The 20,788-nt window shown below is 72.8% G+C and carries 13 protein-coding genes; 8 read left to right on the top strand and 5 right to left on the bottom strand.

Translation table 11 applies throughout. From position 1 onward, the window contains the following. Window positions 1–108 precede the first annotated feature (108 nt). From V1258_RS09870 to V1258_RS09860, 3 genes are read left to right on the top strand one after another with little or no spacing between them, the layout of a single operon-like run. Window positions 109–1,272, top strand: coding sequence for an ROK family transcriptional regulator (locus V1258_RS09870; RefSeq protein ID WP_329749491.1), 1,164 nt, complete (start codon window positions 109–111; stop codon window positions 1,270–1,272). After that, window positions 1,272–3,515 carry a glycosyl hydrolase family 95 catalytic domain-containing protein gene (locus tag V1258_RS09865; RefSeq protein ID WP_329749490.1) on the top strand — a complete coding sequence of 748 codons (2,244 nt, stop codon included), beginning with the start codon at window positions 1,272–1,274 and terminating at the stop codon, window positions 3,513–3,515. Before V1258_RS09870 ends, V1258_RS09865 begins: the two co-directional genes overlap by 1 nt. A gap of 4 nt (window positions 3,516–3,519) precedes the next feature. Then, window positions 3,520–4,548: a LacI family DNA-binding transcriptional regulator gene (locus V1258_RS09860; RefSeq protein ID WP_329749489.1), complete on the top strand. Its 1,029-nt coding sequence runs from the start codon at window positions 3,520–3,522 to the stop codon at window positions 4,546–4,548. A 73-nt stretch (window positions 4,549–4,621) separates the two neighbouring features. On the opposite strand, the gene V1258_RS09855 is transcribed toward V1258_RS09860, so the two are convergent. The 4 genes from V1258_RS09855 to V1258_RS09840 all read right to left on the bottom strand — a co-directional run bounded on the left by V1258_RS09855 (window position 4,622) and on the right by V1258_RS09840 (window position 9,373). Then, window positions 4,622–6,397: an ABC transporter substrate-binding protein gene (locus V1258_RS09855; RefSeq protein WP_329749488.1), complete on the bottom strand. Its 1,776-nt coding sequence runs from the start codon at window positions 6,395–6,397 to the stop codon at window positions 4,622–4,624. A 56-nt stretch (window positions 6,398–6,453) separates the two neighbouring features. Further along, a complete protein-coding gene (locus V1258_RS09850) occupies window positions 6,454–7,434 on the bottom strand; it encodes a carbohydrate ABC transporter permease (RefSeq protein ID WP_329749487.1) in 981 nt (326 codons plus the stop codon). Between the two features lie 10 nt (window positions 7,435–7,444). After that, on the bottom strand, window positions 7,445–8,470 hold the full coding sequence (locus tag V1258_RS09845; protein ID WP_329749486.1) for an ABC transporter permease: 1,026 nt from the start codon (window positions 8,468–8,470) through the stop codon (window positions 7,445–7,447). A 291-nt stretch (window positions 8,471–8,761) separates the two neighbouring features. Next, window positions 8,762–9,373, bottom strand: a complete 612-nt coding sequence (locus tag V1258_RS09840; protein WP_329749485.1) for a DUF624 domain-containing protein — start codon at window positions 9,371–9,373, stop codon at window positions 8,762–8,764. A 184-nt stretch (window positions 9,374–9,557) separates the two neighbouring features. Between V1258_RS09840 and V1258_RS09835 the strand changes: the two genes are divergently transcribed. Genes V1258_RS09835 through V1258_RS09820 form a run of 4 tightly spaced genes read left to right on the top strand, consistent with a single transcriptional unit; the run spans window position 9,558 to window position 17,779 of the window. Next, window positions 9,558–12,620: a glycoside hydrolase family 3 N-terminal domain-containing protein gene (locus V1258_RS09835; protein ID WP_329749484.1), complete on the top strand. Its 3,063-nt coding sequence runs from the start codon at window positions 9,558–9,560 to the stop codon at window positions 12,618–12,620. A gap of 29 nt (window positions 12,621–12,649) precedes the next feature. Beyond that, entirely contained in the window at window positions 12,650–14,755 is a 2,106-nt protein-coding gene (yicI, locus tag V1258_RS09830; protein ID WP_329749483.1) for an alpha-xylosidase, read from the top strand. Further along, window positions 14,752–16,782, top strand: coding sequence for a beta-galactosidase (locus V1258_RS09825; protein ID WP_329749482.1), 2,031 nt, complete (start codon window positions 14,752–14,754; stop codon window positions 16,780–16,782). The genes yicI and V1258_RS09825 overlap by 4 nt, the downstream gene beginning before the upstream one ends. A gap of 1 nt (window position 16,783) precedes the next feature. Then, window positions 16,784–17,779, top strand: a complete 996-nt coding sequence (locus V1258_RS09820; RefSeq protein WP_329749481.1) for an acetylxylan esterase — start codon at window positions 16,784–16,786, stop codon at window positions 17,777–17,779. Window positions 17,780–17,803: 24 nt separating this feature from the next. Here the strand turns inward: V1258_RS09820 and V1258_RS09815 are convergent, their stop codons facing one another. Further along, complete coding sequence (locus V1258_RS09815; protein WP_329749480.1) at window positions 17,804–18,868, bottom strand: ROK family transcriptional regulator; 1,065 nt, start codon at window positions 18,866–18,868, stop codon at window positions 17,804–17,806. 169 nt (window positions 18,869–19,037) lie between these two features. Here V1258_RS09815 and V1258_RS09810 point away from each other — a divergent pair, with 169 nt between their 5' ends. Next, entirely contained in the window at window positions 19,038–20,726 is a 1,689-nt protein-coding gene (locus V1258_RS09810) for an ABC transporter substrate-binding protein (RefSeq protein ID WP_329749479.1), read from the top strand. Window positions 20,727–20,788: the final 62 nt, after the last annotated feature.

Genomic DNA, 20,788 nt, shown 5'->3' with positions numbered 1-20,788 from the left:
GTTTCCGTAACTAATCTACTCATGGGAAGCTGATCCGCACAAGCGGGAGAGCGAACGGATCCGCCGTCCGGCCCACCCGGCACCGCCGCCGACGAGAGGAAGGCCCCCATGCAGTCCGCCCATCTGCGCGAGCACAACCTCTCGGCCGTGCTCGGCGCCCTGCAGTCCGCCCCCTCCCCCACCTCGCGCGCGGGCCTCGCCGCCCTCACCCGCTTGACCAAGCCGACCGTCTCCAAGCTGGTCGAGGAGCTGGTCGGCGCGGGTCTGGTCGAGGAGGGCGCTCCCGTCTCCGCGGGCGCGGGCCGGCCGATGGTGCCGCTGCGCCCCGCCGCCGGGACGCTGCTCGCGATCGGCCTCGAGATCGCCGCCGATCACGTCTCCTGCCTCGGGATCGACCTCACCGGCGAGGAGCTGGCCCGCCGCACCGTCTACCGGCGCATCGCCGACGGCACCGCCGAGGACACCCTCGCCCTCGCCGCCCGGCTGGTCCGCGAGGTGCGCGCGGAGGTGCCGGAGCTGCCCGTCGTCGGCGTCGTCGCCGCGGTGCCCGGCCGGATCGCTCCGGACGACGGCCGGATCCTCTCCGCCCCAGGCCTGGACTGGGCCGACGTCCCCGTCGGCGCCCGCCTGCACGAGCTGCTCGCGCCCGCGGACTGGCCCGTCGGCGCCCAGAACGACAACCGCCTCTCGGTCCTCACCGAGATCGACCGCCGCCCCGGCGAGTCCTTCCTCTACGTGCGCGGCTCGACCGGCGTGGGCGGCGCGGTGGTGCTCGAGGGGAGCGTGCTCGAGGGCGTCCACGGCTGGGCCGGCGAGTTCGGGCACACGGTCGTGGTGCCCGACGGGCTCGAGTGCCGCTGCGGCCGCCGCGGTTGCCTCGAGGCCTACATCTCCTACCTCTCGCTCGCGCGCCAGGCCGGGCTCAGCGAGGACGTCCGCCTCGAGGACCTCGTCGAGGAGCTCGCCCGCAGCTCGAGCCGCGCCGAGGCGATCGGGGTGATCGGCCGCTCCCTCGGCCTCGCGGTGGCCAACGCCCTGAACGTCCTGGACCTGTCCACCGTGGTGCTCTCGGGCTATCTCGCGCCGATCGCCGAGGAGATCACCCCGATCGTGCGCGAGACCGTGGAGCGCCATGCCCTCGCCGCCGAGGCCGGGCCGCTCGCGATCGAGCGCTCCGACCATCTCGCGGACCCGGCCCTCCACGGCGCCGCCCGTGCCGCCCTGCAGCCCGTGTTCGACCACCCCGTCACCTGGATCGAGAGGACCCGATGATGACCGTCCTTGCCCGTGAGAGCCCCGCCGCCGACTGGCTCGACGCCCTGCCGCTGGGCAACGGCCGCCTCGGCGCGATGGCCTGGGGCGATCCGACCCGGGCCCGTTTCGGGCTGAACGAGTCGACGCTGTGGTCGGGCATGCCGGGGGTGGATGCCGCGCACCGCACCGATGCCGAGACCGCCCGGGCCGCCCGCCAGGAGGCGCTGACCCTGTTCCGCGCCGGCCGCGAGAGCGAGGCGGAACGGGCGCTGGGGGTGCTCGGAGCGAGCTGGAGCCAGGCCTTCCAGCCCGTCGGCGATCTGGTCGTCGAGGTGCCCGGGGCGCTGCCGGGGCCGCGCGAGCTGGATCTCGTGGCCGCCCTGCACCGGGTGCGCACGCCCCCCGGCGAGCACGTCTCGTACGTCTCCGCGGCCGACGAGGTGCTCGTCCACGCCGTCCCCCTCGCCGCCGGAGCCTCCCTGCGCGTCTCCCTCGACTCCCCGCAGGTGGAGGAGCATCGCGAGGAGCTCCCCGACGGCCTGGACCTCGTGCTCCGCGTCCCGTCGGACTCCCCGCCCGGCCACGCCCCCGGGAGGCCGCCCGTGCGCTGGGACGAGGACGCCCCCCGCGTGGCGGTCGCGGTGCGCTGGCAGCACGGGAGCGGCGCCGACGGCGAGGGGCGCGCCGTGCTCGTCGCCGCCGTGGTCACCAGCTGGACGAGCTTCGGGCGGCGCCCCGACCGACCGGCCGCCGAGATCCTCGCCGAGGCGCGAGAGCAGGCCGAGGGGGCTCTCGCCCGCGGGGAGGCGGAGCTGCTCGCGCGCCATGCCGCCGCTCCCCTGCCCGGCGCGCACGAGATGGGCATCGAGCTGCCGCGCGAGGGTCGGACCGGCCTGCTCGGCGACGTCCTCGCCTACGGTCGCTACCTCCTCGCCGCCTCCTCCCGGCCCGGCCTGCCGCCCGCGAACCTGCAGGGCCTGTGGAACGAGCTGCCGCGGCCGCCGTGGTCCTCGAACTTCACCACCAACATCAACGTGGAGATGAACCACTGGCCCGCGGCGACCGCGCACGTCCCGGACGCCGCGGCGGCGCTCGAGGCCTGGGTGGGGCTGCTCCGCGAGACCGGCCGCGAGACGGCGCGGCGGCTCTACGACTCAGGCGGCTGGGTGCTGCACCACAACTCCGACGCCTGGGGCTACACCGATCCCGTCGACGGCGACGCGTCGTGGGCGATCTGGCCGATGGGCGGGCTGTGGCTCGAGCTGCAGCTCGAGGACCTCTCCCGCTTCACCGGCGAGGAGCCCGTCGCCCGCGCCGCCCGCCGCTTGCCCGCCCTGCGGGAGACCGCGGCCTTCGCCCTCGACCTGCTGCGCGAGGACCAGGCGGGCGAGCACCTGGTCACCTTCCCCTCCACCTCGCCCGAGAACCGCTGGCGCACCACGGACGGCCAGGTCCTCGCGCTCACCGAGGGCTCCGGCATGGACCGCTGGCTCGTGCGCGGGGTGCTCTCGGCGCTGCTCGAGGCGGCGGAGCTGACCGGCGCCGCGGAGGATCCGCTGCTCGAGCGGGCGCGGGCGGCGCTGCCCCGCGTGCAGGGCCCGCGGGTGGGCGCCGACGGACGGCTCCTCGAGTGGCACGACGCCCTGGACGAGGCCGAGCCGGCCCACCGCCACGTCTCCCACCTCGCGACCATCTTCCCCGGCACCGAGCGGCTCTCCCCCGAGATCGAGGCGGCCGCGATCGCCTCCCTCGAGGCGCGCGGCGACGAGGCGACCGGCTGGTCGCTGGCCTGGAAGACGGCGCTGTGGGCGCGGCTGCACCGCCCCGAGAAGGTCCAGGACCTGCTCGAGCTGTTCCTTCGGGACGCCCGCACCGAGGACGGCGAGCGCAGCGGCCTTTACCCGAACCTGTTCTCCGCGCACCCGCCGTTCCAGATGGATGCGAACTTCGGGATCGTCGCCGCGGTCGCGGAGTGCCTCGTGCAGTCCCACCGCGGGGAGATCGAGCTGCTGCCCGCGCTCGCGCCGCTACTCGCCACCGGCTCCGTGCGGGGACTGCGCGCCCGGCCCGGCGTGGTCGTGGACCTCGCGTGGGAGGACGGGCGGCCGACGTCGGTCCGCCTCGCGGCGCTCGGGCCCGGCGCGGCCGGGGAGCACACGGTCCGGCTCGGCGCGGCGCAGGTCGTGGTCGATCTTCCGGCCGACGGCACGGCGGTCGAGCTGGGCGAGGACGAGCTGCGGGCGCTGGCCGGAGCACACTAGTCCCATGGCCACGATGACCGACATCGCCCGGGAGGCGGGCGTCTCGCTGAGCACCGTCAGCTACGCGCTCAGCGGCAAGCGCCCCATCTCCGATGCGACCCGCACCCGGATCCAGTCCGCGATCGACCGCCTCGACTACCATCCGGCGGCGGCGGCCCGGGCGCTCGCGACGCAGCGCACGTCCCTGATCGGGATCGCGGTGCCGCGGCACGAGCGGGTCGACGACCACGTGATCATGGAGTTCGTCGGCTCGATCCTCGAGGCGGCGCACGCCCACGACCACGACATCCTGCTGGTCGCGGCGGAAGATCACGCGCGCACGATGAAGGTCGTCGAGGAGGGCAAGGTCGATGCGCTGATCGCCATGGACCTCGTGGAGGAGGATCCGCGCCTGTCCGCACTCGCGCGCCTGCCGCGGCCCGTGGTGCTGATCGGCTACCCGCAGGACTCCGGGGGCCTCGCGTGCGTGGACTTCGACTTCCTCTCCGGCACGATGCTCGCGGTGCGGGAGCTCGCGCGGCGCGGCGCACGGCGGGTTGCGCTGATGGTGCCGCCGCTGCGGGCCGACGGCCCGGTGCCCACCTATGCGCGCCGGGCGCGACTCGGCTACGAGATGGCCTGCCGGGAGCTGGACCTCGAGCCGCTGCTCATCGAGACCGGCCATGATCCGGAGGAGGTCGAGGCGGCCGTCCGGGCGCACCTCGCCGGGCGCGGCGGGTCAGTCGCGGCCGACGGCAGCCTCCCCGCCGACGGCCTGATCGTGCATCACGAGCGGGCTCTGCCGCCCCTGGCCCGCGCGCTCGCCGCGCAGCAGGTCTCCGTCCCGGAGGACCTGCAGCTCGTGGCGATCGCCCCGCGGGACGTGGCGCAGTCGGGACCGGCGGAGATGTCCTCGGTGGACCTCCCGATCCCGGCCATCGGCCGCACCGCCGTGACCATGGTGCTCGAGCTGCTCGGGGCCTCCGAGGTCGCCCCGCACTCGCGCCTGCTCAGCCCGAGCTTCACCGCACGCGCCACCACCCGCGCCCTCTGAGGGGGACGCGGGTGGCGGGGTGACGTCGGCCTGGCGGCCTGGCGGACGGACCGTCGGTCCGTCGGCCGGAGGATCAGCCGAACTGGGCGGCGACCTCGTCGCGGAGGGCGGCCTGCGCCTCGGCGTTGGCCATGTCCACGTCGAGCACGGTCTGGTAGCCGAGGCCCTCGGCGGTCGAGCGCATGGTCTCCAGCAGCGAGTCGAACTCGGCCTGGTCGCTCGCGAACGCCATCTTCCAGGAGTTCTCGACGATCACGGCCTTGACCTGATTGCGGATGGTCTCGACCTCGGAGGAGTCCTCGGGCGCGACATAGCTCGCGCCGGTGCCGACCGCGATCATGTCGTTCGCGGTGAGGTACTCCATGGTGGTGGCGAAGCCGCCCATGTGCCCGGACCAGTCCTCGACCAGCGGGTTGGAGACGGACTCCTGGTAGGTCTCCCACATCTTGTAGTTGTAGGGAGCGCCGGTGTCCGGGTCGATGTCGTTGCCGAGCACGGTGGTGACGTTCAGCCAGGAGGAGCCGTCGATGTAGTCGCCCCCGCCCCACTCCGCGGGGACCTCCGCGCCGTCGCCCAGCAGCGCCTGCCGGCCGAAGTCGGTCAGCTCGGGCTTGCCATCGGCGTTGAGCTCCCAGGTGAGGCCCTGCGGACCGGCCGCACCCATGGTCTGGCTCGAGTTGGCGTACACGCCGGCGGGCGAGTACAGCCAGTCGATGAAGGCCGCGGCGCGCTGGGGGTCCTCGGCGTCGGCGCCCACGGCGAACACCTGGTCGGCGCCGTAGACCGAGGCGCCGTAGGAGAAGATCTTCTGATCCGCGAGCGGCGCGATCATGAAGCCCTTGCCCGCGGCGATGTTGGCCTCGGTGTTGTACGCGGCCTGCCCCTGCCAGGGCCAGAAGGAGAACAGCACCTGGCCGGCCTGGATCTTCGAGAACAGGGTGTCGTAGTTCTGGGTGGTGGACTCGGGGTCCATGATCCCCAGCTGGTTCGCGTCGAAGAACCACTTCAGCACCCGGATGTACAGCGAGTCGGGATCGAGGATCGACTGGAAGTCGGTGCCGTCGGCCTTGGCGAGTACGAAGCCCACCTCGTCGTAGCCGTAATAGCAGCAGGGCTGCTTGGCGTTGTTCATGTAGTTGCCGTCCCAGTCGGCGAACAGCGACAGGGCGTAGGTCTTCTTGCCGTTGTCCGCGGTGGGCAGCGCGTCCTGCATCGACTTGAGCACCGGCAGCAGGTCCTCAAGGGTGCCGATCTCGGGGTAGCCGACCTCCTTGTAGAGGTCCCAGCGCACGAACGGGCCGAAGGTCGGGTCGATGCCCTCGCTGGGCTCGGTGGGCTTGATGGAGGAGACCTGGGTGGGGATCGCGTAGATCCCGTCCGTGCCCTCGCTGACCTTCTGCACCGCGGCGTCGAAGCGGGCGGCGTTGGTCATGTTCTCGTAGTACGGGGTGAGGTCGGCGACGAGGCCGCCGTCGATCAGCTCGTTGAGCTTCTGGCCGACGTCGGTGAGGATCACGTCGCCGAGGTCGCCGGCCGCGACGCGGGTGTTGTAGAGGGTGTCGCCGCCGCCGGCCACGTTAGGCGCGATGACGTTGAGGGTGAGTGCGAACTCCTCCTTGACGAGGTGCCCGAACCAGCCGGGCTGGTTGCCCATCTGGTTGGCGAGCCCGTCGAAGACGTCGAAGCTGAGCTCCTCGTCCCAGGACTCGGGGAACGGGCCCTCGGCGACGACGGCGTCGCCGCCGCTCGAGCAGGCCGCGAGGCCGAGGCCCGCGAGGGTGAGGCTGAGCCCGCCGCCGAGGACGGTGCGGCGGGAGGGACGGCGCCGGAGGGTGGGGGAACTGGTCATCGTTCTTCCTTTCAGGGGGCCATGCAGGGTGGGTGGGCGAGCACCGCCCGGCGAGGTCAGCCCTTGACCGCGCCGAGCATGATGCCCTTGACGAAGTAGCGCTGGAACAGCGGGTAGATGAAGAGGATCGGCAGCACCACCACGACGGCGACGGTGGTGCGGATCGACGTCGCGGTCTGCTGCGTGGCGGCACCCGCGATGGCGGAGAGGTTGCCCCCGGACTGCTGCGCGGCCTGCGCCAGGCTGTCGGCCTGGTTGATGTACATGTAGAGCAGGAACTGCAGGGTGTAGAGGCTCTGATCCGTGATGTAGATGAGCGTGTCCTGGAAGCTGTTCCACTGCGTGACCGCGGAGAAGATCGCGACGGTCGCGAGGATCGGGGTCATGTTCGGCAGGTAGATCCGGAAGAAGACCTGCAGGATCCCGGCGCCGTCCATCTCCGCGGCCTCCTGCAGCTCCTGCGGCATGGACTCCACGAAGGTCTTCACCAGGATGATGTTGAAGGGCTGCACGATGAGCGGCAGCACGTACACCCAGAAGCTGTTGGTCAGGCCCAGCGACTTCATGATGATGAAGACGGGGATCAGGCCCGCGTTGAAGTACATGGTGATGACGACGGCTCGGTACCAGAAGGCGCGCTTCCACAGCCGGGCCTGGGTGAACATGAACCCGAGGTAGGCGGAGGCGAGCACGGTCGCGGCGGTGCCGATGACGGTACGGGCGAAGGAGACAAGCGCCGCCTGCGGGAGGCCGTCGAGCTGGAAGACCTGCCGGTAGTTGTCCAGGTGCATGCCCTGGGGCAGGAAGCGGATGTCGCCGAGGGCGGAGACGTCGTTGGCGCTGACCGAGTTGATGATCAGGTAGTAGAAGGGGTAGCCGCACACGAAGGCGAGCAGCGCGAAGACCGCGCAGTTCACGATCGTGAAGGGCAGGTGGCCGCGGTGACGGTCCAGGGATCCGCTCCGACGGGCGGGCGCAGGGCGGGACGCGCCGGACGGGGTCGGGGCGCCGGGGCTGGTGAGCTCGGTGGTGGTCATCTCGGTCCCCTCAGATCAGCGAGGTGCCGCGCACGCGCTTGGACAGCGCGTTGACGGACAGCAGCAGGGCGACGGAGATGAGGCTCTTGAGCATCCCGATCGCGGTGGCCAGCGACAGGTTGTTGCCCGTCATCCCGATGTTGTAGACGTACAGGTCCAGCACCTGGATCTGTTCGCGGTTGAAGGCGTTCTGGAACACGTAGTACTGCTCCATGCCGTTGTTGAGGATGTTCGCGATGGAGAGCATCAGCAGCACGAAGAAGGTGGGCATCAGCTGCGGCACGGTGATGTGCCACATGGTCTGGAAGCGGCCTGCGCCGTCGACCCGCGCCGACTCGTAGAGCGACTGGTCGATGCCGGCGATCGCGGCGAGGTAGAGGATCGCGCCCCAGCCCACGGTCTTCCAGATGCCCCAGGCGGCCATCTTCAGCCACACGTGCTCGTCGCTGTCGAGGAACTTGATCGGCTCGGTGATCAGGCCGATGTTCTCGAGCAGGCCGTTGACCATGCCGGTGGTGGAGAACATCGAGAAGGCGATCATGTACACCAGCACCCAGGAGATGAAGTTGGGCAGCGTGGTGATGGTCTGGACGAGGTTCTTGAACCAGGTCGCCCGGATCTCGTTGAGGAACACGGCGAAGGCCAGCGGCAGCACCGAGGCGGCGATCCCGAGGAAGCTCATGGCCAGCGTGTTCAGCATGACCTGCACGATCTGCTGCACCTGGGTGGGCGAGCCGACGAGCATCTCGAACCACTGCAGCCCCACGAACTCGCTGCCCGCCAGGCCGCGCGCGGGGCGGTAGTCGAAGAGCGAGTAGATCCAGCCGTACAGCGGCAGGTAGCTGAACAGGAAGACCAGCACCAGCAGCGGCAGGATGCTCAGGAACAGGCCGAACGACTGCCGACGGTGGCTGGGCAGCGGCTTGGTGCCGGCGCTCCGGCCGCGCACGCCGCGGCGGCTCGCGCGCGGCGACTCCTCGTGGGCGGCCTCGGTCGCGGCGACCGTGCCGATGCCCGCTCCCATGGGTGCCGCCATCAGTGCCGCGCTCCGGTCTCGATGCCGTTGGCGCTGCGGGCGCTCTGCGGCGATCGCGCTCTCGTGCTGTCCACTCCGCACTCCCTCGTGGGTCGGCCGCGGGCGTCATCGCTCCCGCGGAGGTTTGTTAACTCGGAACACTAAGTGCGAGGCCCTTCCTCGTCAAGACTTTCTCCGAAGCGCTTCGATAACGAATCGGACGCGATCGCGGGCGACGAGCGGGTCGAGGGATCGGCGCGGGCCGGGCCGCTGGGGCGTCGACGCGGGAGGTCTCGCGGCGGCGGTCGGCGATCAGCCGGCGCTCGGGTGGCGGCGGTGGATGCCGCGCAGGATCAGGGCCGCGAGATAGCCCGCGACGCTCGCCCCGATCGTCGCCACCACCCACCCCGCGCCCGGCACCACGAGGGCCAGGGCCACGAGCGTGACGGGCAGCAGCACGAGCCCCGCGGTACGCAGCGGCTCGGCCCCGGGCAGCAGCAGGGCGTTGCGGAGGGTCTGCCGCAGCGGCGCCCGGAAGGCGGCCACGAGGCCCATCGCCTGAATCCAGGCGCCCGCGAGATAGAGCGCCGCGAGCAGCGCGATCACGGCTCCGAGCAGGGACAACGGCCCGCCGAGGGTGATCCAGAAGCGCGCGATGAAGAGCAGCGCGAGCAGCGGCAGGCCGAGCACGAGGTGGACCGCCGTGGCCCGGGGGAAGTCGCGCACCAGGGCACGGAGGAAGTCCCGCAGGAGGTGGCCGCGCTCCTCGTCGGCGTAGCGCAGGGTGACCTCGAGCAGCGCGCTGGTCGCGGCGCCGGCGGTGATCAGCGGGAGGCAGCACAGCAGGTACAGAAGGTTCAGCACCACGAAGGCCACGAAGGCGTTCAGGCCCTGGAGGGTCCGGTTCTCGAGGTCGATCGCCATGCTTCGGCTCCTTGGTCGCGCGCCGCGCGCCCGTTCGGCGACGACATGCCGATGGTACGCGGCGACCCGCCCTTCCCGACAGGGACTTGACGTCTCGATGTCGAAGCGATTCGATGGGGTCTGTCGTCCCGCGGCCCGAGGAAGGGTGGCGGGGACGTCCCCACCTGCCGAAGGATCCTCCGCCATGACCCCTCGCTCCCGCACGCGCCGCACCGCCACCCCCGCTCGCTCCGCCTCGGGCTCCGCCCACGGCGCCCTTGCGCGCGGCACGACGGGCACGGCCGGGCGCGGCGCCGCAGCGGCCGCAGCTCCTGCTTCGCGCGAGATCGACCCAGTCGACGGCCGCCGCCTCGAGCGCGCCCGCGAGCTCGCCGCCGCGATGACCCCGGCGGAGCGGATCTCCCTGCTCCACCAGTACTCCGCCGGTGTGGAGCGCCTCGGCATCGGCCCCTTCGTGACCGGCACCGAGGGCGTGCACGGGCTCGCCTGGCGCGGTGCCGCGACCCAGTTCCCGCAGCCCGTCGGTCTCGCCGCGACCTGGGACCGAGAGCTGCTGGCCGCCGCCGCGGGCGTCGTCGCCGAGGAGGTCCGCGAGCTGCGCGCGAGCGACCCGTCGGTCTCCCTCACCGTCTGGGCGCCCGTGGTGAACCTGCTGCGGCACCCGCTGTGGGGCCGCACCGAGGAGGCCTACTCGGAGGATCCGCTGCTGACCGCCGAGCTGGGCACGGCCTACTCGCGCGGCCTGCGCGGGCCGGGCGGGACCTGGCGCACCGTCCCCACCCTCAAGCACTTCCTCGCCTACTCGAACGAGACCGATCGCTGCGCGACCAGCTCCGACCTCTCCGGCCGTGTGCTGCACGAGTACGAGCTGCCGGTCTACACCGGCCCGGCCGCCGAGGGCGTCGCGGGCTCCGTGATGCTCGCCTACAACCTGGTCAACGGGCGGCCCGCGCATCTCAGCGAGCTGCTCGAGACCCAGCTGCGCGCGGTCCTGCCCGACCCCGATCTGCTGTTCGCGGTGACCGACGCGGGCGCTCCCTCTAACCTCTTCCGCAGCCAGCGGGTGGTGGGCACGGCCGCCGAGGCGTACGCGGCGATGCTGCGCGCGGGCGTGGACTCCTTCACCGACCACGACCGCGATTCCACGGAGACCGTCGCGGCGCTCACCGAGGCGCTCGAGCGGGGACTGATCGAGGAGTCCCACCTCGAGCGGGCCGTGGTGCGCCAGCTCGTGGCCCGGGCCCGCACCGGGGAGCTCGCCGAGCTGATGGGTGAGGACCCGTTGGCGGCCGACGCCCCCGCGCCCGGGGTCCCCGCCACCCGCGCCGCGCGCCGGGCGCTGTCCCGCGAGGTCGCGACCCGTGCCGCGGTGCTGCTCTCCCGCCGCGACGAGGGCGCCCTGCCGCTGCCGGCGGGACCGATCGCTCTGCTCGGCGCGCAGGCGGAGGAGGTCCACCACGACTGGTACAGCGGCGACTTCCACGAGGTCACCTCCCTTGCGGAGGCGCTCGAGGAGCGACTCGGCGCGGAGTCCGTGCGCCGCGCGACCGGCCGCGACACCGTGACCCTCGCAGTGCTCGACCCCGCCGCGCCGGCACACCCGGGCGCGGATCCCATGGGCGGAGCCGCTCCCGAGCCGCTGCACCGGGCGGCCGACGGCGCGCTGCGCGCGGACCGCGCCGCCGCGCATCCGGCCACCCCCGTCCCCGCCCCGGAATCCCTGGTCGTGGTCGATCTCGGCGAGGACGTGATCGCCCTGCGCGCCACGGCCGACGACCGCTACCTCGCGCCCGATGATCGCGGCCGCCTGGGCCTGCGCTCGAGTGCGATCGGCGGCTGGGTCGTGCAGGAGACCTTCCATCGCACCGTGGACGAGCGCGGGGACTGGACCCTGCGCCACCTGGGCAGCGGGAGGATGGTCGGCGTCGAGGCCTTCACCGGAGACCTCGTGCTCACCACCTCCCTGCCCGGCTCCGCCGCCCCACTGCGGCCGACGGTCCTCGAGCACGGCCGCGCCGCCGTCCGGGACGCCGTCGACGGGGCCCGGGCCGCGGTGCTCGTGGTCGGCAACGACCCGCACGTCCACGGCCGGGAGACCGAGGACCGCCCCCACGTGCGGCTCGCGGCCCCCGATCTCGCCGCGGCCGAGGCCCTCGCCGATCTCGCGGGCGAGGTGGCGACCGTCCTGGTGATCACCTCCTCCTATCCCTACGACCTGGGCGGGCTCGAGGAGCGGATCGGCGCCGTGGTGTGGTCCTCCCATGCCGGGGAGGCGGAGGGCGAGGCCCTCGCGGACCTCCTCACCGGGGCCCGCGACTTCAGCGGCCGCCTCGCCCAGACCTGGCCGGACTCCTCCCCGCTGCCCTCGGTCCTGGACTACGACGTGATCGGCACCGGCGCGACCTACCTCTACGGCCAGGGCGCACGCTTCCCCTTCGGGCACGGGCTCGCCGTGGACCCCACGAGCTGGCCCGAGGCCTCGCTCACGACCGGTCCTGCGGGTATTACCGCCCGGGTGCGGGTCGCCGCCCCGTCCGAGAGGCGCACCGCCGGACCGCTCCACGAGGTGGTGCAGGTGTACGCGGACGTGCCCGCCGGGTCCTTCTCCCGTCGGCGCTACGCCGTGCCGACCACCCGGCTGATCGGCTTCGCGAGCGTGGTCGTCCCCGAGGTGGGATCGGCGGAGGCCGTCGTCGAGATCCCCTGGCAGCGACTCGCCCTGTTCGCCCCCGACCTCGACGCCTGGGAGCTGCCCGACGGGCCGGTCACCGTGCGCCTGGCCCGTTCGTCGGCCCGCACCGAGACCGCCGAGGTGCTGCACGTGCCCGCCGCGGTGCGCGCGGAGCCGGTGCCCGCGGCCGGGTCGCCGACAGGCGGGCCGACGTCGGAGGCCTCGACGCTGATCCCGGCTGCCCGCGCCGAGGAGACCGTGGGCCTGTTGCGCAGCGCCGCGACCCTGCTCGAGGGCACCGTGCTGCGCCCTGCCGTCCCGGCCCTCGGCGGCACCGCCGAGTTCGTGCTCCCCGCGGGCTCGACCGTGCTCGCCGGCGAGCTCGAGGGCGACGGCGAGGGCACCGTCGAGCTCGTCGACCCGACCACCCCGTCTGCTGCATCGGCCGTGCCGGACCTCTCACCCCTGCCCTTCCCGCATGTCGTCCCCGCGGACGGCGACCGCCCCACCGGCCGCGTGCGCGTGCGCCTCACCGGCCGGGCCGCGCTCGTCGGCCTGCGCGTCACGCACCCCTGAACCCCTTCCCCACCGAGGAGACCCGCCCCATGAAGTTCACCGACGGCTACTGGCTGCTGCGCGAGGGCGTGACCATGCTGCGTCCCGCCGAGGTCCACGACCACGAGGTGCTCGGCGCCGAGCTGCGCGTCCACGCCCCCGTGAAGCGCATCGTCACCCGCGGCGACACCCTGAACACCCCCGTGATCGAGGTGTCCTTCACCGCGCCGCGGGAGGACGTCATCGCGGTGCGCATCCGGCACTTCGCCGGCACTCCCGCGCCGCTGCCCCGCTTCGCGCTCGAGACGGCGAGCACTGCCGTCGACCCGGAGATCACGCACGACGAGGAGGCGGGCACCGTCACCTACCGCTCCGGGCGGCTCGCCGCGCGCGTGGCCCTCACCGGCCCCTGGCACGTGGAGTACCTGTGGGACGGCGAGCTCCTGACCAGCTCGACCGAGCGCTCGATCGGCTACGCGCAGGTCGAGGGCGCGGGCCCGCACGTGCTCGAGCAGCTGTCCCTCGACGTGGGCGAGCAGATCTATGGCCTCGGCGAGCGCTTCGGCGCCTTCGTGAAGAACGGCCAGAGCGTGGACATCTGGAACGCCGACGGCGGCACCAACTCCGAGCAGGCATACAAGAACGTCCCCTTCTTCCTCTCCTCCCGCGGCTACGGCGTGCTCGTGGACGACGCCGGTCCGGTCTCCTTCGAGGTCGGCTCCGAGAACGTCGCGGCGACGCAGTTCTCGGTGCCCGGCGAGGAGCTGCGCTACGAGGTCTACGGCGGCGGCAACCCGCTCGCGGTGATCGACCGGTACACCGCCCGCAGCGGACGTCCGCCGCAGCTGCCGGAATGGAGCTTCGGCCTGTGGCTGTCGACCTCCTTCACCACGCAGTACGACGAGGAGACGGTGCTCTCCTTCGTGGACGGCATGGCCGAGCGCGGCATCCCGCTGAGCGTCTTCCACTTCGACTGCTTCTGGATGCGCGGCTTCCACTGGTCTGACTTCACCTGGGATCCGACCACCTTCCCCGACCCCCGCGGGCTGATCGCCAAGCTGCACGAGCGGGGCCTGAAGGTGTGCGTGTGGATCAACCCGTACATCGCCCAGCGCTCGCATCTCTTCGCGGAGGGCGCCGAGCTCGGCCACCTGGTGCGCCGCACCGACGGCGCCGTCTGGCAGACCGATCTGTGGCAGGCCGGGATGGGCCTGGTGGACTTCAGCAGCCCCGCCGCGCGGGAGTGGTTCGCGGAGAAGCTCGACGCGCTGATCGACGACGGCGTGGACTCCTTCAAGACCGACTTCGGGGAGCGGATCCCGGCGGAGGGCGTGGTGTGGGCCGACGGCTCCGATCCCCTGCGCATGCACAACCACTACGCGCAGCAGTACAACCAGGTGGTCTTCGACCTGCTGCGGGAGCGGCGCGGGGAGGGCGAGGCCGTGGTCTTCGCCCGCTCCGCCACCGCGGGCGGGCAGCGGTTCCCGATCCACTGGGGCGGCGACTGCGAGTCGACCTACGTCGCGATGGCGCAGTCGCTGCGCGGCGGGCTGTCGCTGGTCTCCTCGGGCTTCGGCTACTGGTCCCACGACATCGGCGGTTTCGAGGGCACCCCCGATCCGACGCTGTTCATGCGCTGGGTCGCCTTCGGCCTGCTCAGCTCGCACTCACGGCTGCACGGCTCGAGCTCCTACCGGGTGCCGTGGCAGTTCGGCGAGGAGGCGGTCACCGTGATGCGCGAGTTCGCGGAGCTGAAGAGCCGCCTCATGCCGTACCTGCTGGACGCGGCGGCGGTCACCACCGCCACCGGCGCCCCGGTGATGCGGCCGATGGTCATGCAGTTCCCGGAGGATCCGGCCTGCCGCACCCTCGACACCCAGTACATGCTCGGCGAGGACCTGCTGGTCGCGCCGGTGTTCACCGCCTCCGGCGAGGTGGACCTGTACCTGCCGGCAGGCCGCTGGGTGCACCTGCTGGACGGCGAGGTCGTCGAGGTCGGCCAGGGCGAGGAGTCCGACGGGGGCCGCTTCCTGCGCCGCCGCTACGACGTGCACTCGCTGGGGCTGTTCGCCCGCGAGGGCTCCGCCCCGCTCGCGCTGCTCGCGGGCGACGGAGCATCGGCCGCGGCCGGTGCCGACGCGGGGTCCGGGCGATGACCCGCGGCGACTACGCGCCCGCACAGGTCCTCTTCGGCGGCGACTGGAGCCCCGAGCAGTGGGACCCGGCGACCTGGGACGAGGACCTGGCGCTGATGCGCCGGGCGAAGGTGAACACGGTGACGCTCGGGGTGTTCTCCTGGTCGGCGCTCGAGCCGACCGAGGGCGCCTTCGTCACCGACTGGCTCGATGAGATCCTCGAGCGGATCACCGCCGCGGGGATCGGCTTCTTCCTCGCCACCCCCACCGCCTCGCCGCCGCCGTGGTTCACCCGCGCCCATCCCGACGCCCTGCCGGTGCGGCCCGACGGCACCCGTCTCACCCACGGCTCGCGGGACACCTATGCGATCAGCGCCCCCGCCTACCGGGAGGCCTCGCGGCGGATCGCCCGCCGCCTCGCCGAGCGGTACGGGGACCACCCGGGTCTGCGCGGCTGGCACCTGCACAACGAGTACGGCACCCTCGACCACGGCCCGCACGCCGAGCGCGCCTTCCAGGCCTGGCTCGCGCGCCGCTACGGCACGATCGACGCCCTGAACCGGGCCTGGACCACGGCCTTCTGGTCCCAGGGCTATGCCGACTTCGCGGAGATCACCCCGCCGCGCGCGACCCAGTACCTGCCCAATCCCGCCCAGGCGATCGACTTCCGCCGCTTCAGCTCCGACGAGATGCTCGCGGCGATGGTCGAGCAGCGCGAGGAGATCCGTTCCGTCGGCTCGACCGCCCCGGTGACCACCAACTTCATGCTCCCCACCTGGAACCATCTCGAGCAGTGGTCCTGGGCGGACGAGCAGGACGTGGTCTCCCTGGACCACTACCTCGACACCGTCGGCCCCGATGCGGAGGCGCACGTCGCCTACGGCTCGGACCTCGCCCGCTCCTGGTCGGGCGGGCCGTGGGTGCTCATGGAGCAGAACGCGCGGGGGATCCGCGTGGACGGCCGCACCGTCGCCAAGGGCGCGGACCGCATGATCCGCCACTGCCTCGGCTACATCGCCCGCGGCTCCCAGTCCTCGCTGTTCTTCCAGTGGCGGCAGAGCGCGGGCGGCTCCGAGCAGTGGCACGGGGCGCTCGTCCCCCACGCCGGCGGCGACACGCGGGGCTTCGCCGCGGTCGAGCGGCTCGGCGGGATCCTCGAGCGGCTCGCCCCGGTGACCGCGCTCCCGGCCGACGGCCCGCTGGTGCGCTCGGAGGTGGGCATCCTCTGGCACGCCGATGCCTGGTGGGCGCTCGAGACCCCGGACCTGCCCTCCTCCCACCTCTCCTACTCGGCGGAGGTCCGGGCGACCCACCGCTCCTTCTGGCGCGCCGGGATCCCCGTGGATTTCGTGCGCCCCCTCGCGGACCTCTCCGCGCACCGCCTGCTGGTCCTCGCCGCCCAGTACCCGTTGAGCGACGCCCAGGTGACCTGGCTCGAGGAGTTCGTGGAGGGCGGCGGCGAGCTCGTCGTCACCTACCTCAGCGGTCTCGCCGACGAGCACCTGCGTATCGCGACCGGCGGCTATCCCGGACGGCTGCGGGAGCTGCTGGGCGTGCGCGGCGAGGAGCTGCTGCCGCTGCCCGCCGGGGAGCGGATCACCCTCTCCGACGGCTCCGAGGCCGAGGGCTGGACCGAGCTGCTCGAGACGACCGACGCCGAGGTGCTCGCCGCCTACACCCACGGGGAGCTCGCCTCCCTGCCCGCGATCACCCGCGCCCGGCGCGGCGCGGGACGGGTCACCTACGTCTCCGCCGGCTGGACCCAGGAGGCGCGGGACCAGCGCCTGTCCGCCCTGGCCGCGGAGCTCGGCATCAGCCCCACCCTGCCGGGCGCGGCGGAGCGAGGGCTCGAGGCGGTGCGCCGTCGGTCCGCCGGCGCGGACCACCTGTTCCTGCTCCACCACGGCGCAGCGCCGGTCACCGTGCGCGCCGACGGGCAGGATCTGCTCAGCGGCGACTCCGCGACCGGCGGCCTGCGCCTCGAGCCCGGCGAGAGCGCCGTGCTGGGCCTCGCCCCGGACGCCCCGATCACCCTGCTGGAGGACTGACATGGCCCTGTTCGACCTGCCGCTCGAGGAGCTGCACCGCTATCGCCCGGAGCTGTCCGAGCCCGCGGACTTCGATGCCTTCTGGGCGGGCACCCTGGATCGCGCCCGCGAGCACGAGGTGCTCGAGGACGTGGTCGACGTGGAGACCGGCCTCGACCTGGTGGAGACCTTCGACGTCACCTTCCGCGGGCACGACGGCGCCCCGATCCGCGCCTGGTACCTGCGGCCCGCGGGCGCCGCGGCGAAGCTGCCCGTGGTGGTCGAGTACATCGGCTACGGCGGCGGGCGGGGTCTGCCGCTCGAGCACCTGCTGTGGCCCGCCGCCGGCTACGCGCACCTGGTGATGGACACCCGCGGCCAGGCCGGGGCCTGGGGCAACGGCGGCGACACCGTCGATCCGGGCGGCTCGGGCCCCGCGGCGCCCGGCTCGATGACCCGCGGGATCGAGGACCCCTCCACCTCCTACCTGACCCGGCTGATGACCGATGCCGCCCGCGCCGTGGACGCCGCGCGGGCGCTGCCGGGGGCCGACGGGCGCGTCGCCGTGACCGGCAACAGCCAGGGCGGCGGCCTCGCCCTCGCCGCGGGCGGCCTGGTCCCGGACGTCGATGCGGTGATGGCGAACGTGCCCTTCCTGTGCCAGATCCGCCGCGCGATCGACTTCACCGACAACGACCCGTACCGGGAGATCGTGCGCTTCCTGGCCAGCAACCGCAGCAAGCAGGCCGCGGTCGAGCGGACCCTCGGCTACGTGGACGCGGTGCACCTGGGCCGCCGCTCCCGCGCCCGGGCCCTGTTCTCGGCGGCGCTGCGGGACATGACCTGCCCGCCCTCGACCGTGTTCGCGGCCTTCAACCACTGGGGCGGGGCGAGCGGCACCGACCCCGAGCGGGACATCGAGGTCTACCCGTGGAACGACCACGAGGGCGGGGCCGCGGTCCAGAACGCGCTGCAGCTGCGCTGGCTCACGGAGCGGATGCCGGTGCGGGTGGGCTGACGCCGGAGCGGTCCGCCCTCCTGCTCAGCCGCGCCGGGCGAGGGCCAGCGCCGCGGCGCCCACCGCGCAGGGGTGGGGCTGCACCGTCGAGACCCGCAGCCGGGTGCCCGCGGGGAGGTGCGCGGTCATCGCCTCGAGGTAGAGCCGCGGCGCCATGGCCACGCTCGTTCCGGAGAGCACCACCTGGGCGACGCCGAGCGGCTCGATCAGCGCGCCGACGGCGTGAGCGATCCGCTCGGCGCCCGCGACCACCACGGCGCTCGCCTCGGCATCGCCGTGGGCGGCGGCCTCGGTGAGCCGGGCGTGGGCGGTGATCACCCGCTCCTCGACGGCGTCGAGGTCGATGTGCCGCCCGAGGCCCGCGGCGAGCGCCCGCTCGACGTCGGCCGTGCAGCCCGCCTCCGGCACGGGCAGGATCCCGGGCGACTCGCCCCAGGGCAGCAGGGGGCGGCCGTCGAGCAGCAGGGCCACGCCGACGGTGGGTCCGAGGTGGACGGTCAGGCACGGCTCGCCGCCGTCCTGCTCCCCCACCCAGTCGCTGCCGAGCCCCGCGCAGACCGCGGCCGTGCCCCGCACCACCCTCTGGCCGGTGAGCTCCTCGACGTGCGCGGCCAGCTCCTCGATCCCCTCGGAGCGGGGGCGCAGGTCCGTCAGGCCCACGCCCTGGAAGGCCGCCCGCTCGGAGCGATCGAAGGCCCCGAGCGCGGCCAGCGCGGCCTCGAGCCGTTCCCCGGTGCGCACCGGCTCCTCGTCGGCGATCAGGGGCAGCATCACCCTCCCCCGCAGCGCCCCGCCGATCCCCATGGCGACCAGGGCGATCCGGTCGCTCTCGACCGTGCAGCCGATCGCCCAGCGGGAGGTGGTGGAGACCCGCAGCAGGGAGGCGGGCTTGCCGCCCGTGGAGCGGGCGCGGCCGCTCTCGACCACGAGCCCGTCGGCGAGCAGGCGCTTGACCGAGTTGGTGACGGTCGCCGGGGTCACCCCGAGCTCCCGGGCGATCGCGATGCGCGTGGTGTCGGGGACCCGACGGATCGCGTCGAGGATCGCGGCGTCGGTCGCGGCGCCGCTGCGAGCGGTGAGAGCGGGCACGGGGAGCCCCTGTCTGTCGCGGGTCGGTGGTGCGCTCTGATCGTGACGTCTTCGTGACGGGAGCGGAGGGGGTTTCGGTGTTGACGCGACGTGAAGATGGTCGCATACTCCTATCACTTCATTAACTTACTGAAGTTAGTCGCACCGCCGCGTCACCAGGAGAGCAACGATGCACCTTTCCCGTCGGACCTTCGCCGCCGCCTCCCTCGCCACCATGCCGCTCGCGCTCGCCGCGTGCTCCGGGCAGTCCAACCTGGACACCGGCTCCGGGGAGGGGTCGGACCTCCCGATCGTGAACTGCTACAACGGCGCGGGCGCCGGGTTCACCAAGAACTTCAACCCCCACTCCCCGACCGTGCTGAGCATGGTCCAGGGCCTCATCTACGAGCCGCTCTTCTACTACAACCCCCTCGCCGCGATCGACGTGGCCCCCGTCCCGCAGCTCGGCGAGAGCTTCGAGTGGAACGAGGACGGCACGGTCCTCACCGTGACCGTCCGCTCCGGCGCGACCTGGTCCGACGGCACCGCCTTCACCGCGAACGACGTCGCCTTCACCTTCAACGCCATCAAGGACAACGCGACCCTGAACCCCGCCGGCGCGGCCCCGGGCGCCGAGGCGACCGACGACACCACCGTCGTGCTCACCTACCCCGCGCCCGCCTTCGTCGAGGGCCCCAACGCGCTGGGCCGCACCTGGATCATCCCCGAGCACCTGTGGACCGACGTCGAGGACCTCGCCACCTACACCAACGAGGAACCGATCGGCACCGGCCCCTTCGCCCTCGGCGACTTCACCCCCGAGTCGTACCTGCTCAGCGCCAACACCTCCTACTGGGAGGAGGGCAAGCCCGCCATCGGCGGCGTGCGCGTGCAGTCCCTCTCCGGCAACCAGTCCGCGACCGACAAGTGGCTCGCCGGCGAGATCGACTACACCTCGACCTCCATGCCGAACCTCGACGAGCACGTCGCGAACAACCCCGACCTCAGCTACACCAACTCCCCCACCTCGCAGTGCGCCCTGTTCGCCGCGAGCAACCCGGAGCTGGGCTGCGAGGGCCCGCAGACCGACCCCGCCGTGCGTCGCGCCCTCTACCTCGGCATGGACCGCGAGCAGCTCTCCGCGCTCGCCTTCTACGGCCTCGGCACCGACATCTCCCCCGCCTTCGGCCTCCCCGAGCGGGACGTGGACTTCATCGACCCCTCGATCGACGTCGCCCCCTGGAACGCCGACGTCGCGGGCGCCCGCGCCGCCCTCGAGGAGGCCGGCTACGCGGAGGGCTCCGACGGCGTCTACGCGAAGGACGGGGTGCGGGTCTCGATGACCATCAGCTGCCCCACCGGCTGGTCCGACTTCGTGACCGCCCTCGACACCCTCGCCGAGCAGTACAAGGCCGTGGGCATCGAGCTGATCCCCCAGCAGGTCTCGGTCAACGAGTGGAACGACGCGAAGTCGACCGGCAACTTCCAGCTGGTCATCGACTCGCTCGGCCAGGGCCCCGCCCCGGATCCGTACTACCTGTACCACACCTTCTTCTCCACCGAGACGACGGTGCCCGTGGGCGAGAACGGCAACCCGTACCAGAACTCGGCCCGCTTCTCCGACCCGGAGGTGGACGCCGCCCTCGCCGCCGCCGCCGGCACCGACGACCCCGAGGTGAAGAAGCAGCAGTACGCGATCATCCAGCAGATCATCGTCGAAAACATGCCCTACATCCCGGTGCTGATCGGCTCGAGCCTCACCGAGTACAACAACTCCCGCGTGACCGGTTGGCCCACGCAGGATGACCTCTACTGCTACCCGATGTCCTGGTCCGCCCCGGACAACGCCCAGGTCCTCAAGACCGTCGTCCCCGTCTGACGGCCCCGGGGGGATTCGCGCCCCCCGAGGGGACCCCGCCCCTCCCACCCCGCAACAAAAAG

The organism is Brachybacterium sp. J153 (genome assembly GCF_036311905.1).
Classification (GTDB): Bacteria; Actinomycetota; Actinomycetes; order Actinomycetales; family Dermabacteraceae; genus Brachybacterium.
Note: the sequence above shows the minus strand (reverse complement) of the source record. Positions and strands in the feature narration are given on the sequence as shown.

Coding starts and splice junctions, on each gene's coding strand:
- V1258_RS09870 (WP_329749491.1), top strand. CDS start 109: ATGCAGTCCGCCCATCTGCGCGAGCACAACCTCTCGGCCGTGCTCGGC.
- V1258_RS09865 (WP_329749490.1), top strand. CDS start 1,272: ATGACCGTCCTTGCCCGTGAGAGCCCCGCCGCCGACTGGCTCGACGCC.
- V1258_RS09860 (WP_329749489.1), top strand. CDS start 3,520: ATGGCCACGATGACCGACATCGCCCGGGAGGCGGGCGTCTCGCTGAGC.
- V1258_RS09855 (WP_329749488.1), bottom strand. CDS start 6,397: ATGACCAGTTCCCCCACCCTCCGGCGCCGTCCCTCCCGCCGCACCGTC.
- V1258_RS09850 (WP_329749487.1), bottom strand. CDS start 7,434: ATGACCACCACCGAGCTCACCAGCCCCGGCGCCCCGACCCCGTCCGGC.
- V1258_RS09845 (WP_329749486.1), bottom strand. CDS start 8,470: ATGGCGGCACCCATGGGAGCGGGCATCGGCACGGTCGCCGCGACCGAG.
- V1258_RS09840 (WP_329749485.1), bottom strand. CDS start 9,373: ATGGCGATCGACCTCGAGAACCGGACCCTCCAGGGCCTGAACGCCTTC.
- V1258_RS09835 (WP_329749484.1), top strand. CDS start 9,558: ATGACCCCTCGCTCCCGCACGCGCCGCACCGCCACCCCCGCTCGCTCC.
- yicI (WP_329749483.1), top strand. CDS start 12,650: ATGAAGTTCACCGACGGCTACTGGCTGCTGCGCGAGGGCGTGACCATG.
- V1258_RS09825 (WP_329749482.1), top strand. CDS start 14,752: ATGACCCGCGGCGACTACGCGCCCGCACAGGTCCTCTTCGGCGGCGAC.
- V1258_RS09820 (WP_329749481.1), top strand. CDS start 16,784: ATGGCCCTGTTCGACCTGCCGCTCGAGGAGCTGCACCGCTATCGCCCG.
- V1258_RS09810 (WP_329749479.1), top strand. CDS start 19,038: ATGCACCTTTCCCGTCGGACCTTCGCCGCCGCCTCCCTCGCCACCATG.